This is a genomic window from Amycolatopsis sp. CA-211722, from assembly GCF_056828465.1.
This window is the reverse complement of sequence record NZ_CP184752.1, coordinates 5112940-5127865: the sequence shown is the minus strand read 5'-3', so window position 1 is coordinate 5127865 and position 14926 is coordinate 5112940. Positions and strand designations below refer to the sequence as shown.

The following is a 14926-nucleotide window of genomic DNA, read 5'->3' as shown; positions in this document are numbered from 1 at the left end:
TCTAGACCGGAACGTACCAATCTTCCGGACCAGATGCGAGTACGGGTTCCCCGACCGACCGGCCCGAAAGGACGGTGACCGTCATGAGCGCTTCGGCGCAGCTGCCGCCGTCCGACCGTGTGATCAACGGACCGACGCCCAAGCACGCCCAGCTGCGGGAGATTCTGCGCCGCACGGTGGAGCGTGAGCTACCCCCCGGCTCGCCGATCCCCTCGGAACGTGACCTCGCCGAGACCTACCAGGTGTCGAGGCTCACGGTCCGCTCGGCGATCGGCAAGCTGGTCGAAGAAGGGCTCCTGTCGCGGGTGCGCGGCAAGGGGACGTTCACCGCCGCGAGGCGGATGGAACTGCAGCTCTACCTGATGTCCTTCACCGAGGACATGCGCCGCCGCGGGATGACCCCGACCACGGAGGTCGTCAAGACCGCCACCGAGGTCCCGCCCGCCCCCTCGGCGCACGCGCTCGGCCTGGCCGCCGGGACTCCGGCACACCGGATCGTCCGGCTCCGCCGTGCCGACGGGGTGCCGCTCGCGGTCGAACGTGGCTGGTATCACGCGGGCCGGATGCCCGGCCTGCTCGACCTCGATCTCACCCGATCGTTGTACGTCCAACTCGCCCAGTCGTACGACCTGCGCCCGGACCACGCGTGGCAGACGGTCTGGGCCGAATCCGCGGACCGCGAAACGGCACGCCTGCTCGGCATGCGCGCCGGCAGTCCGCTCCTTGTCTTCCGCCGGGTCTCCAGCGTCAACGGGGAACCGATCGAAGACATGACTTCCTGGTACCGGGGCGATCACTACCAGGTCACCATGCAGCTGGACCGGAACACCCCGGATTCCGGTCATCATCCTCACTACGGAGGTACCCGATGAGCTCCACCACCGCGGAGGGGGCGAAGGGCAAGGGCAAGGGACTGGCCGGGCTTCAGCGCTTCGGCCGCAGCCTCATGCTCCCCATCGCCGCCCTGCCCGCCGCCGCGCTCCTGAACAGGTTCGGTCAGCCCGACCTGCTCGGCAAGGACGGCCTCGGCTGGGACAAGGTCGCCGAAGTCCTCGGCGCGGCAGGCAACTCGCTGTTCAACTGGCTGCCGCTCCTGTTCGCGGTGGGTATCGCCGTCGGCTTCGCCCGGAAGAGCGACGGCGCGACCGCGCTGGCCGCCGTGGTCGGCTTCTTCGTGTTCACCAGCGTCCTCCAGGTGTTCACGCCGTTCTCCGAACTGCCGGGCTGGAACCCCGAGAAGCCCGCCGGCCTGATGCTCAACCCGATGAAGTGGTCCTACAGCGTGCTGGCCGGTGTGATCGTCGGCCTCGTCACCGCCTTGCTGTGGCAGAAGTTCTACCGCATCAAGCTGCCGCCGTACCTGGCCTTCTTCGGCGGCCGCCGGTTCGTGCCGATCATCACCGCCGTGACGCTGATGCTCCTCGCGGTGCCCTTCGGCCTGGTCTTCCACTGGGTCAACGAAGGCATCCAGGCCGCGGGCGAGGCGGTCACCGGTGCCCCGGTCGTCGGTGGCGGTATCTACGGTGTGCTGAACCGCCTGCTGATCCCGGTCGGTCTGCACCAGCTGCTGAACGTGCCGGTGTGGTTCATCTTCGACGGCGGTGACCTGACCGAGTTCTTCAACGGCGACGCCACCCGCGGCGCCTTCATGACCGGGTTCTTCCCGATCTTCATGTTCGCCATCCCCGCCGCGGCGCTGGCGATCTGGCAGAGCGCGAAGCCCAGCCAGAAGAAGATCGTCGGCGGCGTGATGATCGCCGGCGCGCTGACCTCGTTCCTGACCGGTATCACCGAGCCGATCGAGTTCTCGTTCATGTTCGTCGCGTGGCCGCTGTACCTGATCCACGCGCTCCTGACTGGTACCTCGATGGCACTGGTGAACGCGCTCGACATCCACCTCGGCTTCGGCTTCTCGGCCGGTGCGATCGACTTCGCGCTCAACAGCGGTCTCCCGGCGGCGAGCAGCAACGTCTGGTTGCTCATCCCGATCGGCCTCGCCTACGCGGTCGTCTACTACGTGATCTTCCGTTTCGTGATCAAGAAGTGGAACCTGCGGACCCCCGGCCGCGAGGACGACGCCATCGAGGCGGATCTCGAGGCCACCGCGGCGAAGCCCGTCAAGTAGTTTCAGCTCAGTAGAACCGAAGGCACGAAAGGGAAAGAACATGCCGGAGAAACGCGTCACCGTGGCCAGCAAGGTGGGTCTGCACGCCAGGCCCGCGGCGACGGTCGCCAAGGCGGCCGCGGCGCAGCCCGTCGCGGTGCACATCGCCAAGGCGGGCGGTGACCCGGTCGCGGCCGGCAGCGTGCTGAACCTGATGACGCTCGCCGCCGGTTACGGCGACGAGGTCATCATCAGTGCCGAGGGCGAAGGGGCCGAGGCGGCCGTCGACGCCATCGCCGAGCTGGTGGCGACCGACCTCGACGCCTGATCCCGACCGCTGCGAAGCCCGGGCCGCCCCGACCGGCCCGGGCTTCGTAGGGTGTGGGGCATGGACAGCGTGCGCAGGATCGAACAGTGGCCGGTGGACAACGCCGCCACGGCCGTGGTGACCGCCGCCGGTGACGTGCTGGGCACGCACGGCGACACGACGAAGGTGTACCGGCTCGCGTCGGTGACCAAGCCGCTCACCGCCTACGCCGCGTTGATCGCCATCGAAGAAGGCGTCGTCGAGCTCGACACACCCGCTGGGCCGGAGGGCTCCACGATCCGGCATCTGCTCGCGCACACCTCGGGCCTCGCCTTCAACGAGCACAAGCCGATGGCCGCGCCGGGCAACCGGCGCCTGTACTCCAACGCCGGGTTCGAGCAGCTCGCCGACGCGCTCACCGAGCACTCCGGCATCCCCTTCGCCGACTACCAGGCCGAAGCGCTCTTTCAGCCGCTGGGCATGAAGGCGACCAAGCTGACCGGCTCCCCCGCTTCGGGTGCCGAGTCCACTGTGGACGACCTGATCGCGTTCGCCGCCGAGCTGCAGGCTCCGAAGCTCATCGCCGCCGAAACGGTGCGCGAGGCGACCTCCGTGGTCTTCCCCGGGCTTTCCGGAGTCCTCCCCGGCTTCGGCCACCAGAAGCCGAACGACTGGGGACTCGGTTTCGAGATCCGCGGCGAAAAGAGTCCACATTGGACAGGTTCGTCGAGCTCGCCGCGGACCTTCGGCCACTTCGGGCAGTCCGGCACGTTCCTCTGGGTCGATCCCGACGCCGGCGCCGCCTGTGTCGCGCTCACCGACCGCGCCTTCGGCCCGTGGGCGGCCGAGGTGTGGCCGCCCTACACCGACGCCGTACTGGCCGAACTGGGGTCGTGAGCGGCGTTCCGGCTTCCCGCGGATTCGCCCGCCCCGCCGCTCATGTCGCGAAAGCCACTTTCGCGACGCCTGATGTCCCGAAAGTGGCTTTCGCGACACCCTGCCCCCTGCGCGGCCTCACTCCATGACGCGAATCGGCGAACCGGCCTGGAAGGCCGCGATGTCCTCGACCGCGTCGCGGTAGAAGATCTCGTAAGCCTCCCGGGTGACGTAGCCGATGTGCGGGGTGAGCACGACGTTGTCCAGTGTCCGCAGCGGATGCGCCGCGGGCAGCGGCTCGACGTCGTAAACGTCCAGCGCGGCGACCGCGATCTCCTTGCGGCGCAAGGCGTCCACCAGCGCGGCCTCGTCCACGATCGGCCCGCGCGAGGTGTTGACCAGCATGGCCGTCGGCTTCATCGCGGCGAGTTCGGGCGCGCCGACCAGCCCGCGGCTGCGGCGGCCGAGCACCAGGTGGATCGACAGCACGTCCGCGCGGGCGAACAGTTCGTCCTTCGACACCGCCGTCACGCCGTGGGGATCGGCCTTCTCCTGGGTCAGGTTCTGGCTCCAGGCGATGGTCTCCATGCCGAACGCCTGGCCGATCCTGGCCGCGCCGGCGCCGAGCCTGCCGAGCCCGAGCAACCCGAGGGTCTTGCCGGACAGGATCGTGCCGACGGTGGTCTGCCAGCCGCCCTCGCGCATGTTCCGCGACTCCACCGGCACGTTCCGCGCGGCGGCGAGGATCAGCGCCCAGGTGTGCTCGGCCGCCGGGGCCGCGATGTACCCGGTGGAACAGACGACCACGCCGTTGCGCCGGGCGGCGGCCACGTCGATCGCGGCGTTGCGGTGCCCGGTGCTCACCAGCAGCTTGAGCGCGGGCAGCCGGTCGAGGACCTCGGCGGGAAACCGGGTGCGCTCGCGCATCGCGACCACGACGTCGAAGTCCCGGAGGCGGCCCACCACGTCGGCCGGGTCCGCGAACGGCTTCGTGAACACCTCGATCTCGGCGCCGAGGGAGCCCCAGTCCCCGAAACCGAGCGCCACTTCCTGGTAGTCGTCGAGAATCGCGATCTTCATGCCTTCCAGGCTAGAGTCGGCGCCGGCGCTGTGCCTGGGGAGGTCACCGTGATCCATGACCGGGAACGAGGAGCGGGGATGCACGACGGCGAGATCCTGGCCTGGACCGAGACCGAACGGCGGAGCTTCGCGGACCTGCTGGAGGGCCTCCCGGAGCGGGACTGGTCGGCGAAGACCCTGTGCACGGAGTGGACGGTCCACGCGATGGCGGGCCACCTCGCGCAGACCACCAGGAACCGGCTCAAGGACACCCTCGCCGGCATCGTGAAGGCCAGGGGCAACTGGGATCGGATGAACACCGATCAGGCCATCGCCTACGCCGCGCGGTACACCCCGGCCGAGCTCGTCGCCCAGATCCGTGAGGACGCCGGATCGGCCCGCCGCCCGCCCGGCGCCAAACCCGTCGACGAGCTCGCCGACGTCCTCATCCACGGCCAGGACGTCGCCCGCCCGCTCGGCATCGACCGTCCGATGCCGGAGAAGCCGGCGATCGCGGCGCTGGAGCACCTGCTGGTCAGCCCGTTCTGGGGCGCCAAGAAGCGCTGCAAGGACCTCAAGCTGATCGCCACTGACGCCGAATGGTCCGGCGGAGCGGGCACCACAGAGGTCCGGGGCCCGCTCGCCGACCTGCTCCTGGCGGTGAGCGGGCGCGGCGCCGGGCTGACCACGCTCACCGGCCCGGGCGCCGCGCTGCTCGGCGCCCGCTGAGGGCTACCAGCGCGGGACGAACACGTCGACGCGCACCAGGTGGTGGTCCGAAGCGTCGTTGAGCCGCGCCAGCGGTGAATCGGGCAGCGGCCAGAAGACCTCGGCGCGCCAGGGGAACAGGCCCTTCGACGGCAGGACGTAGTCGATCCGCAGGTTCCCCGGCGCGTTGTCGTTGAAGTCGCCGGTGTCGAAGTACGGGTCACCCTTCTGACCGATGTTGGCGCCGGCCTGGTCCTGCGCGGCCCGCACACCGCCTTCGCTGCCCGGCCGCGTTTCGATGACGCGCGGGGCGTTCAGGAGCCGCGAGATGGCCCCGGGAACGCTGTCGCCGTCGAGCGGGTCGGAGTTCTGGTCGCCGGCGACGACGAACTTCTCGTGCGCGCCCAGCCCGCCGCGGCGGCCGCTGTCGTCGCGGATGTAGCGGCCCTTGCCCGGGGTCACGTAGTCCGCCCAGAAGCGGATTTCGTCGTGGTTGCGCGTGCCGTTGCGGTCTTCGGGACCGTCGAAGGTGGGCGGCGTCGGATGCGAGGCCAGGAAGTGCACGGTCGAGCGGCCGATCCGGACCGGAACGTCCCAATGGGACTTCGACGACAGGCGCAGCACGTCGAGCGCCTGCGGCGAGTACCAGTCGTTCGGCGCCGCGGTGGCCGGGTCGTCGGGCAGCAGCGCGCCCGGCATGTCCTTCCAGAGGAACTTCTGGAACGTCCGCACACTCTTGGTGTCGATCGGGTACTTCGACAGCACGAGCATGCCGTACTGGCCCTCGAAGAGACCGAAACCGTGCGCGTCGTTACCGCCGCCGACCTGGCCGTTGCGGTCGAGATCGAAACCGGTCGCGACGCCGGTGTTCGAGGGCGCGGTGAAGGCGTACGGGTAGTCGATCGGGGCGGCGCCGTTCTGGCCGCGCATCAGGTAGTTCTCGCGGAACAGGTCCGCGGCGCGGTTGCCGGGCACGTAGTCGAACTCGTTGATCAGCAGCACGTCCGGCCGGTTGCGCTGGATCACCTCGGCGACCTCGCCCGCCTGCGCGTTGCCCGGCTGCGAAAGATCGGTCACCAGCTGACCGGCGGCTCCGCGGTTGAGCGAAGCGTTGTACGTCGCGAAGCGGATGTTCTGCCCGACGGTGGCTTCCGCCGGTGTGGCGGCCAGCAGCGTCCCGGCCAGCAAGGCGCCCGATGTGAGCACGGCGGCGATGCGTTTCACGGTCTTACCTCCCAGAGTCCGGTGCGACCTTACGCACCCCGTGCGGCCGCAGGGGTGAGCTTCAGGTGAACAGCGTCTCTTGAACGCGTTCAAAATCTGAGCTACGGTTCTTCTTGAACACGTTCAAAAGGAGGTCCCCATGCAACCCGTAGTCGTGGCCTACGCGCTCTACCTGGTCATCGCCGTCCCACTGACCGTGCTGGTCGCCCGCACCCTGAGCAGGCACGGCAAGACGTTCCTGGAAGACGTCTTCCAGGACAAACCAGCGCTGGCGCATTCGGTCAACCAACTGCTCGTCGTCGGGTTCTACCTGGTCAGCCTGGGTTTCGTGACCCTGTTCCTGACCAGCGACGACACCGTGCTCGACGCGCGTGACGTCTTCGAGATGCTGTCGGTCAAGGTCGGCACCGTCGCGCTCGTGCTCGGCGTGATGCACGTCGGGAACGTGCTGGTGTTCAACGGCATCCGGCGCAAGCACCTCAACCACGCGGCCGCGCGGCCCATCCCGGTGCCGCCGCCCTACCCGGGCTACCCGGCGCCCGCTCCGCACCCCGCGCCCTGACCGGATACCGTGCAGTGGTGGCGAAGAGTGAGGAAACCAGGTCACTGATCGTGGCGACCGCGTTGCGGCTGTTCGCCGAGAACGGCTACGACCGCACGACCATGCGGGCCATCGCCGCCGAAGCGGGCGTGTCGGTGGGAAACGCCTACTACTACTTCGCCTCCAAAGACCAGCTGATCCAAGGTTTCTACGACGAGATCGCCAACGCGCACCTGACGACCGCGCGCGAGACGATCGAAGGTGAGCGGGACTTCAGCGCCCGGCTCAGGACCGTCCTGCTCACCTGGCTCGACGTCGCCGAGCCGTACCATCGCTTCGGCACCCAGCTCTTCGTCAACGCCGCCGACCCGGACTCGCCCCTGAGCCCGTTCAGCGACGAGTCTTCGCCCGCCCGGGACGCCTCCGTCGGGCTGATGCGCGACGTCATCGCCGATTCCGACGTCAAACTCGACCCGGACCTGCGTGCCGACCTGCCCGATCTGCTGTGGCTGTACCAGATGGGGGTCGTGCTGTTCTGGGTCCACGACCGGTCCGCCGGGCAGAAACGCAGCCGGATCCTGGTGGAACGGACGGTCCCGCTGATCGCGCGGCTGGTGGGGCTTTCGCGGCTGCGGGTGCTGCGGCCGGTGAGCCGGGAGATCGTCTCGCTGATCCGGGACCTCTCGAAGCGGGACGACGGCTGAGCGACGGGACCCGGCGACCAGGTCGCGAAAGCCACTTTCGCGACGCCTGATGTCCCGAAAGTGGCTTTCGCGACGCCTCCGGCATCCCGGACGAGCCGCATTCAGAGGACTAGACGCGGGACTCCCGGACGGCCCGGAAGTACAGGAACCGCGGTTCGGTCCGCAGTTTCGCGTACCACTTCGGATCCGATCCGGCGATCGCCTCGTCCGGCATCGGCTCGACCAGCCGGTCGACGGCGAACCCGGCGTCCCGCACCGCGTCGAACGTCCGGCTCAGCGGCCGCCGGTAGAACCGGACCCGCTGGCCCGCCGGGAACTCGTCCTCCAGCAGTTCGAGCTGGAAGTAGTTCCGTTTGCCGAACCAGCGCCAGTCCTCACCGGGATGGTGCACCGAGAACACCAGGAGCCCGCCCGGTACGAGCACCCGCCGGAACTCCGCCAGCGCCGGCGCCCAGTCCTTCAGGTAGTGCAGCACCAGCGACGCCGTGATGACGTCGATCGAGCCGTCCTCGAGGAACGGCATCGGCCGCGAAACATCCGCCGCCTCGAAACGAGCGACGTCCCCGAACTTCTCCCTGGCGATGGCGACCATGCCCTCGCTGGCGTCGACGCCGAGGACGTCCGCGCCCTTCGCGGCGAGCAGGGCGCTGAGGTGTCCCGCCGCGCTGCCGACGTCCAGCACCCGTTTGCCCGCCACGTCCCCGGCCAGTTCCACGATGGCGGGACGGTCGTAATGAGCGTTGGTGCTGCTGGTCTCGGCGTGCGCCGCGTAGAGCCGCGCGAACCCGTCGTACTGGGCGGCGCGCGCCCGTTCGATGATCTCGTCGACCACCTCGGTCTTGGCGTCGGCGTACTGCTGGATGTACTTCCAAGTGCGTGACGCCAGTTCGCGTTTCTTCGCTTCGTAGAGCTTCCGCTCGTCCTCGTGCGCGATCAGGCGGTCACGGAAGAGCCGGTAGCGCTCGGTCTGGCCGTTGTCCGGCGAGTAGACGTGCAGATTGATGTTCGTGTCCGGGCCTTTGAAGCAGCGATGCTTCTCCCAGTCCGGCTCGCGGATGACGAGCCGGTAGCCCTCGGCCTCCAGCTGCGGCACGTAGGCTTCTTCGTCGTCCGAATCGGCGACGATCAGCATGATGTCGATGATCGGTTTCGCGCAGAGCCCCGGCACCGACGTGGAGCCGACGTGTTCCAGGACCAGCGCGCGCTCGCCAAGGATCCCCCTGAGGCGCTTCGCTTCCCGGTCGAACAGCTCGGGCCACTCCGGGTCGTATTCGGCCAGCGTGACGGTGGAATTCAGTACCGGCGGCTGATCGACCCACGAGTTGTTGATGTCTTCTTCGGTGTAGTCGTCTCGATCGGGTTTAGGCATCGACCCCTTGTTCCTTCCTCGGCACTCTTCGCGTGTTCTGCGCGCGACGCGATCGCGTCGCCAGGGCGCGAGCAGGAACAAGACGTCCCGTCCCCCATCAAGAGCGCCCTGCCGCCGAGATCGCGGGACCGTTCGGCCAGGGGCGCGCGGTGGTCACCTGGTTGCCGCGACGCCCCTCTCGAGGCAGTCGGCCAGATTATCGAACCCGGGCGATCTTGTCAGCCGATCGGCAGAGAAAGAATGCCGCCGGTCGCCTCGCGCAGCGCGTCCCGCATCTCGGCCCGCGGCGCCGGCTGTCCGGTGAAGTACTCGGACTGCCCGAAAGCCTGATGCAGCAACATGTCCAGCCCGGTCGCGAGCCGCCCTCCCCGCTCCGCGACCGCTTCGGCGAGCGCGGTCGGCCAGGGGTGGTAGATGACGTCGAGGACGCAACCGATCCGGGACAGCTCCGCCAGATGCGGCCGGACGGCGTCCGGGGGCACGGTGTTCACCAGTACCGCCGAATCGGCCGCGAGTTTCCCGAAGTCGGCGTCCGCCCAGCGGAGGACCTCGGCGTCGAGCCCGGCCCGCTGAGCCGCCTCGACCGTTTCCGCCGCCCGTGCGGGATCCCGCACGACGAGCCGCACCGTCCGCACGCCGAGCGACGCCAGCCCGACGACGGCCGCGGCCGCGGTCCCGCCGGCACCGAGGACGACAGCGGCGTCGTCGGCACCGGGCGAGTACTCCCCCGCGATCCGCAGCGCCTCGGTGACCCCGTCGACGTCGGTGCAGTCGGCGAGCCATCCGGTTTCCCGGCGCACCAACGTGTTCGCCGCGCCGACGGCCGCCGCGCGCGGCGTGACCTCGCCGGCGTGCTCCAGCGCGGCCCGTTTCCCGGGCATGGTCACCGAAAGCCCGGTCCACTCCGGGCCGAGGCCGTCGACGAACCCGGGCAGCCCGGGACCGTCCATCTCGACCCGCTCGTAGGTCCAGCCGTCCAGCCCCAGCGCGCGGAAGGCGGCGCCGTGCAGCACGGGCGAGAGCGAGTGTTCGACCGGTTTCCCGAGTACCGCGGCCTTCCGGCTAGATGACACCTCGCCTCACCGCGTCGTCTCGGTTCTTCCGGTGGTCGTCGAAGTTCACCGCGAAGCAGGAAAGCCCGTTCTTCTCGCACTTGACGAAGAACAGCCACTCTCCGGCCGCCGGCTTCAACGCGGCCTGGATCGCCTCCGCGCTCACGACCGCGATCGGTGTCGGGGTCAGGCCGACCGACTTGTAGGTGTTGTAGGCGCCCGCTTTTTCCCGTTCTTCGGGTTTGGTGAGCAGGGTCGGCCGGTCGAGGACGTAGTTGACCGTCGAGTCCATCTCGAGCCGCATCTTCTTGTCGATCCGGTTGTAGATGACCCGCGAGATCTTCCCGAAGTCGGCCTTCACCGCCTCGCGTTCGACGATCGACGCGATGACGAGCGTCTCGTAGGGGGTCTTGCCCTCCCCCTTCGACTGATCGCTCAGCCCGGCGTTCAGGATGCGCTCCGCCGAGGTCTTGACGACGAACGTGAGCAGCTCTTCGGCCGTCCACCCGGGCTTGACGTTGTAGATGCCCGCGGCGATCAGCCCTTCGAGCCGCCGGTCCTTGTGCTCGGCGTTCGTGGCGGCCTCGACGGCCCACGACGGGACACCCAGCTTCGCCAGATCCGCCGTCTCGATCGTCTTGCGGAGTTCCTCGACCGGGATACAGGTGCTCGTGCCGTTCAGATCGGCGCAGGAAGCCTTGGACAGCAACGAATACACCCCAGGCGTCACCTTGCCGTCGGGCTGGGTGATGTCGTGGAACTGGGTGTACGGCCGGATCTCGACCTGGCCGACCTTCGTCGCGGGCGCGAGCATCTTCTCGACCGCGCTGGCACCGGACATCTTCGTCTTCATGACGTAGTAGCCCTGCTGGAGCTTCGAGACGGCGGTGTTGTCCTCGCCCGCCTTCACGAACGCCTTGCCGCTGGCGACCACCCCGGCCGCCTGCAGCCGGTTGCCGATCGCCGACGTCGAATCGCCCTTCTCCACCGCGACGAGGACGTCGCTCTCGCCGGCGCCTTCGTAGTCGTCGTACCCGAAGATCTCGTTGAAGCCGTAGTAGGCGCCACCGGCGAGCAGGACGAGCACGGTCAGCGCGGCGATCCAGCCCAGCGCGCGCTTCTTCTTGCGCTTCTTGGGCGGCGGGCCCTGACGTTCCGGGCGCTCGTCCTCGATGCGTTCCGGCTCGGCACGGTCCTCGTCGTCGTAATCCTCGTAGTCGTCGTACTCGTCATAGTCGTCGTACGGGTCGTCACCGAAGATCTCGTTGTATTCCTCTTCGCTGCCCTCGGGCGGCGAAGAGGGGTTCGCGCCGGGACGCCGGGCGATCGGCGCTTCCTGGATCGCGGGGAGGATGTCGGTCGGCCGCTCGTCCGGGAGCGGGCCGTCGTCCTCGCGGCGCCTGCGGCGGCCGGGGGGCGGTGCCTCGTCCTGGGCGTACGCGGGCATGCCGAGACCCCGGTCACCCGGCTGGGCGGACCGCCGCTGCGGCGCGGGAGGCGGTGGGGGGACCGCGGGTTCCGGCGCTCGTCTCGGGGCGGCCGGGCGCGGCGGCCCGTCGGCGGCGCGCCGGGCACGCGGCGGTGGCTCTTCCGGCGACCGGCGGGCACGCGGCGGTTCTTCCGCCGGACGCCGTACCGGCGGCTCGGGCGGTTCCTGCCGGACGTGCCTTCGTCCCGTCGGCTGGGGTTCGGGCCGTCGACGCGGCGGTGCCGGCGGTGGGGTGGCCTCTTCAGGCTCCCGCAACCGTCGTCTGCCGCCCTGACGGCGCTCGGGCCGGCCGTGGGGCTCGGTCATGTATCGCCCTTCCGTGCGCGATGTGCCGCTACCGCGTCGATCCACGCCTGCAGGATCTCGACCGCGGCCGCCTGATCGACGACGGCACGTTGCTTACGTCCCTTCACCCCACGCTGCGACAGCATCCTGGATGCCGTCACCGTGGTCAACCGCTCGTCGGCCAGTCGCACCGGCACCGGCGCGATCCTGGCGGCGACCTTTTCGGCATAGTCCAGCGCCGCTTCGGCCGCCGGGCCATGACGGTCCTTGAGCGTCCTCGGCAAGCCGACGACGACTTCGACCACGTCGTGTTCCGTGACGAGTCCGACGAGCTGGTCGACGTCCTTGTCGCCCGCCGCGTCGCGAGTGAGGGTAACGAGAGGGCTCGCGAGGATGGGGTCGGGATCGCTCAACGCGACCCCGACCCGGACGGATCCGACATCCACGCCAAGCCGCCTGCCGCGCCCCGGATCGGACTCTCCTGGTCGATCCGGGCGCCGCTGGGGGGCGTCGTCAGGCACTCTGGGCGACCGCCGCACGCAGGGAGGCGATGGCCTGCCCGGCCCCGGCCGGGTTGGTGCCCCCGCCTTGCGCCATGTCCGGCTTGCCGCCGCCACGGCCGCCGATCGCCTCGGCGAACGACGGGACGAGCTTGCCGGCCGCGATGCCCTTCTGCTGTGCCGCCTTCGTGGTGGCGACGACGAAGGCGATCTTCTCGCCCTGCGGGGCGAACAGCGCGACGATGCCGGGACGGTCGCCGAGCCTGCCGCGGATGTCCGAAGCCAGCGCGCGCAGACCGTTCGAGTCGACGCCCTCGCCGAGCTTCTCCGCCACGACCGCGACGCCGCCGATGTCCTCGGCCTTGTCCGCGAGCGAGCCCGCCGAGCCGAGCACCTGCTGGGTGCGCAGCTGCTCGATCTCCTTCTCGGCGTTCTTGAGCCGGGTGAGCACGTCGTCGATCCGCGACGGCAGCTGCTCCGAGGGCACCTTGAAGGTGTTCGCGAGCTGCGAGACGAGCAACTGCTCCTTGCGGACGTACTTGAGCGCGTCCGTGCCGACGAGTGCCTCGACGCGGTGCACGCCGGAACCGATGGACGAGTCGCCCACCAGTTTCACCAGGCCGAGCTGGCCGATGCGGTCGACGTGGGTGCCACCGCAGAGTTCGCGGGAGTACTCGCCCATGTCGACGACGCGGACGTCGTTGCCGTACTTCTCGCCGAACAGCGCGACCGCGCCCAGTTCGAGGGCCTTGTCCTTGGTGGTGACGAAGGTGTTCACCTCGACGTTGGTCTGGAGGTAGTCGTTGACCTCCTCCTCGACCTCGGTCAGCACGTCGGCCGACACCCCGCCGGAGGTGGTGAAGTCGAAGCGCATCCGGCCCGGCGAGTTCAGCGAACCGGCCTGCGCCGCGCGCTTGCCGTACGCGCCGCGCACGGCGGCGTGCACCAGGTGCGTCGCGGAGTGCGACCGCTCGATCGACAGGCGGCGGTGCTGGTCGACCGAACCGGTCAGCGCACTGCCGATGCCGACCTCGCCGTCGAGCACCTCGACGCGGTGCACGAATAGGCCCGGCACGATCTTCTGCACGTCGTGGACCTTGAGCTCGACGCCGTCGCCGAGCAGCACGCCGGTGTCGGCGACCTGGCCACCGCTCTCGGCGTAGAACGGCGTGCGGTCCAGGACCAGCTCCGCCTTCTTGCCCGCGCCGACGCTGGAGACCGGCACGCCGTCTTCGAGCAGCGCGACGACCTTCGCCTCGGCCTGCAGGTCGGTGTAGCCGAGGAACTCGGTCTCGCCGTTGCGCTCCAATACCTTGCGGTACTCGGACAGGTCGCCGTGACCGGTCTTGCGCGACGCCGCGTCGGCCTTCGCGCGCTGCCGCTGCTCGTTCATGAGCGTGCGGAAGCCCTCTTCGTCGACGGTCAGGCCCTGCTCGGACGCCATCTCCAGCGTCAGGTCGATCGGGAAGCCGTAGGTGTCGTGCAGCTGGAACGCCTTGTCCCCGGCCAGCAGCGAGCCGCCGGAACGCTTGGTCTCCTCGGCCGCGAGGTCGAAGATGCGCGAGCCGCTGGTGAGCGTGGAGAGGAAGGCCTCCTCCTCGACGCGCACGACGTCCTCGATGCGGTCGAATCCGGAGACCAGCTCGGGGTACGTCGGGCCCATCGTGTCGCGGACGACCGCGGCGAAGGCGGGCAGCACCGGCTCGTGCACGCCGAGCAGGCGCGCGGAGCGGATGATGCGGCGCAGCAGACGGCGCAGCACGTAACCGCGGCCGTCGTTGCCCGGGGTGACGCCGTCGCCGATGAGCAGCACGCCGGTGCGGGCGTGGTCGGCGATGACGCGGAAGCGGACGTCGTCCGTGTGGTCGGAGCCGTAGCGGCGACCGGAGAACTCCTCGGCGCGACCGATGACCGGGCGGACGAGGTCGGTCTCGTAGACGTTCTCGACGCCCTGGAGGATCGTCGCGACCCGCTCGACCCCCATGCCGGTGTCGATGTTCTTCTTCGGCAGCTCGCCGATCGGCTTGTGGCCGTGCTTCGGGCTCTTGTCGCCCCGCACGTCCTGCATGAAGACGAGGTTCCAGATCTCGATGTAGCGGTCCTCGTCGGCGACCGGGCCGCCCTCGCGGCCGTAGTCCGGGCCGCGGTCGTAGTAGATCTCCGAGCAGGGGCCACCGGGACCGGGCACGCCCATGTCCCAGTAGTTGTCCTTGCCGTCACGGGACTGGATGCGCTCGCCGGGCAGGCCGGTGAGCTTCTTCCACAGGCCCGCGGCCTCGGAGTCGTCCTCGTAGACGGTCGCCCAGATGCGGTTCGGGTCGAGGCCGTAGCCGCCTTCGCTCTGGGGCTTGGTGATCAGCTCCCAGGCCGCCTCGATGGCGCCTTCCTTGAAGTAGTCGCCGAAGGAGAAGTTCCCGGCCATCTGGAAGAACGTGTTGTGCCGGGTGGTCTTGCCGACCTCGTCGATGTCCGGCGTGCGGACGCACTTCTGGACGCTGGTCGCGCGCGGGTACGGCGGCGGGGCCTCGCCGAGGAAGTACGGCTTGAACTGGACCATGCCGGCGTTGACGAACAGCAGGTTCGGGTCGTCGAGGATCAGCGGCGCGCTGGGGACGCGCGTGTGTCCCTTGTTCTCGAAATGGCTGAGAAAACGCTGGGTGATTTCGTGTGTTTCCACGGGATCGTCCTTGTATACGGGCTCGCGCGAA

At 69.3% G+C, this 14926-nt stretch carries 14 protein-coding genes; 7 read left to right on the top strand and 7 right to left on the bottom strand.

The annotated features are described in order from the left end of the window. The first annotated feature begins 83 nt into the window (after positions 1-83). The 4 genes from ACOCEP_RS24795 to ACOCEP_RS24780 are packed head-to-tail and all read left to right on the top strand — an operon-like array spanning position 84 to position 3308. A complete protein-coding gene (locus ACOCEP_RS24795; RefSeq protein ID WP_192745282.1) occupies positions 84-872 on the top strand; it encodes a GntR family transcriptional regulator in 789 nt (262 codons plus the stop codon). Beyond that, the gene (locus ACOCEP_RS24790; protein WP_482331388.1) at positions 869-2125 is read left to right on the top strand and encodes a PTS transporter subunit EIIC; all 1257 of its coding nucleotides are present in this window, start codon (positions 869-871) and stop codon (positions 2123-2125) included. The genes ACOCEP_RS24795 and ACOCEP_RS24790 overlap by 4 nt, the downstream gene beginning before the upstream one ends. A gap of 40 nt (positions 2126-2165) precedes the next feature. After that, positions 2166-2432 carry an HPr family phosphocarrier protein gene (locus tag ACOCEP_RS24785; protein ID WP_007031200.1) on the top strand — a complete coding sequence of 89 codons (267 nt, stop codon included), beginning with the start codon at positions 2166-2168 and terminating at the stop codon, positions 2430-2432. Between the two features lie 60 nt (positions 2433-2492). After that, positions 2493-3308 (top strand): serine hydrolase domain-containing protein, encoded by an 816-nt coding sequence (locus ACOCEP_RS24780; protein WP_482331387.1) that lies wholly within the window; start codon positions 2493-2495, stop codon positions 3306-3308. A gap of 117 nt (positions 3309-3425) precedes the next feature. On the opposite strand, the gene ACOCEP_RS24775 is transcribed toward ACOCEP_RS24780, so the two are convergent. Continuing rightward, entirely contained in the window at positions 3426-4367 is a 942-nt protein-coding gene (locus ACOCEP_RS24775) for a D-2-hydroxyacid dehydrogenase family protein (RefSeq protein ID WP_482331386.1), read from the bottom strand. A gap of 48 nt (positions 4368-4415) precedes the next feature. Between ACOCEP_RS24775 and ACOCEP_RS24770 the strand changes: the two genes are divergently transcribed. Next, on the top strand, positions 4416-5075 hold the full coding sequence (locus ACOCEP_RS24770) for a maleylpyruvate isomerase family mycothiol-dependent enzyme (RefSeq protein ID WP_482331385.1): 660 nt from the start codon (positions 4416-4418) through the stop codon (positions 5073-5075). Positions 5076-5078: 3 nt separating this feature from the next. Here ACOCEP_RS24770 and ACOCEP_RS24765 read toward each other — a convergent pair whose 3' ends face one another. After that, a complete protein-coding gene (locus ACOCEP_RS24765; RefSeq protein ID WP_482331383.1) occupies positions 5079-6278 on the bottom strand; it encodes an endonuclease/exonuclease/phosphatase family protein in 1200 nt (399 codons plus the stop codon). A 139-nt stretch (positions 6279-6417) separates the two neighbouring features. On the opposite strand from ACOCEP_RS24765, the gene ACOCEP_RS24760 reads away from it, so the two are divergent. Both ACOCEP_RS24760 and ACOCEP_RS24755 read left to right on the top strand, forming a co-directional pair. Further along, on the top strand, positions 6418-6840 hold the full coding sequence (locus tag ACOCEP_RS24760; protein WP_482331382.1) for a hypothetical protein: 423 nt from the start codon (positions 6418-6420) through the stop codon (positions 6838-6840). A 17-nt stretch (positions 6841-6857) separates the two neighbouring features. After that, the gene (locus tag ACOCEP_RS24755) at positions 6858-7523 is read left to right on the top strand and encodes a TetR/AcrR family transcriptional regulator (RefSeq protein ID WP_482331381.1); all 666 of its coding nucleotides are present in this window, start codon (positions 6858-6860) and stop codon (positions 7521-7523) included. 109 nt (positions 7524-7632) lie between these two features. Here ACOCEP_RS24755 and ACOCEP_RS24750 read toward each other — a convergent pair whose 3' ends face one another. The 5 genes from ACOCEP_RS24750 to alaS form a co-directional block, all read right to left on the bottom strand. Continuing rightward, positions 7633-8892: a GrpB family protein gene (locus ACOCEP_RS24750; protein ID WP_482331380.1), complete on the bottom strand. Its 1260-nt coding sequence runs from the start codon at positions 8890-8892 to the stop codon at positions 7633-7635. Positions 8893-9110: 218 nt separating this feature from the next. Beyond that, the gene (locus tag ACOCEP_RS24745) at positions 9111-9965 is read right to left on the bottom strand and encodes a shikimate dehydrogenase (protein ID WP_482331378.1); all 855 of its coding nucleotides are present in this window, start codon (positions 9963-9965) and stop codon (positions 9111-9113) included. Continuing rightward, positions 9955-11391 carry an endolytic transglycosylase MltG gene (gene mltG / locus ACOCEP_RS24740; RefSeq protein WP_482339812.1) on the bottom strand — a complete coding sequence of 479 codons (1437 nt, stop codon included), beginning with the start codon at positions 11389-11391 and terminating at the stop codon, positions 9955-9957. The genes ACOCEP_RS24745 and mltG overlap by 11 nt, the downstream gene beginning before the upstream one ends. A gap of 344 nt (positions 11392-11735) precedes the next feature. After that, complete coding sequence (gene ruvX / locus ACOCEP_RS24735) at positions 11736-12239, bottom strand: Holliday junction resolvase RuvX (RefSeq protein WP_482331377.1); 504 nt, start codon at positions 12237-12239, stop codon at positions 11736-11738. Continuing rightward, entirely contained in the window at positions 12232-14895 is a 2664-nt protein-coding gene (gene alaS / locus ACOCEP_RS24730; RefSeq protein ID WP_482331376.1) for an alanine--tRNA ligase, read from the bottom strand. The genes ruvX and alaS overlap by 8 nt, the downstream gene beginning before the upstream one ends. Between the last annotated feature and the right edge of the window lie 31 nt (positions 14896-14926).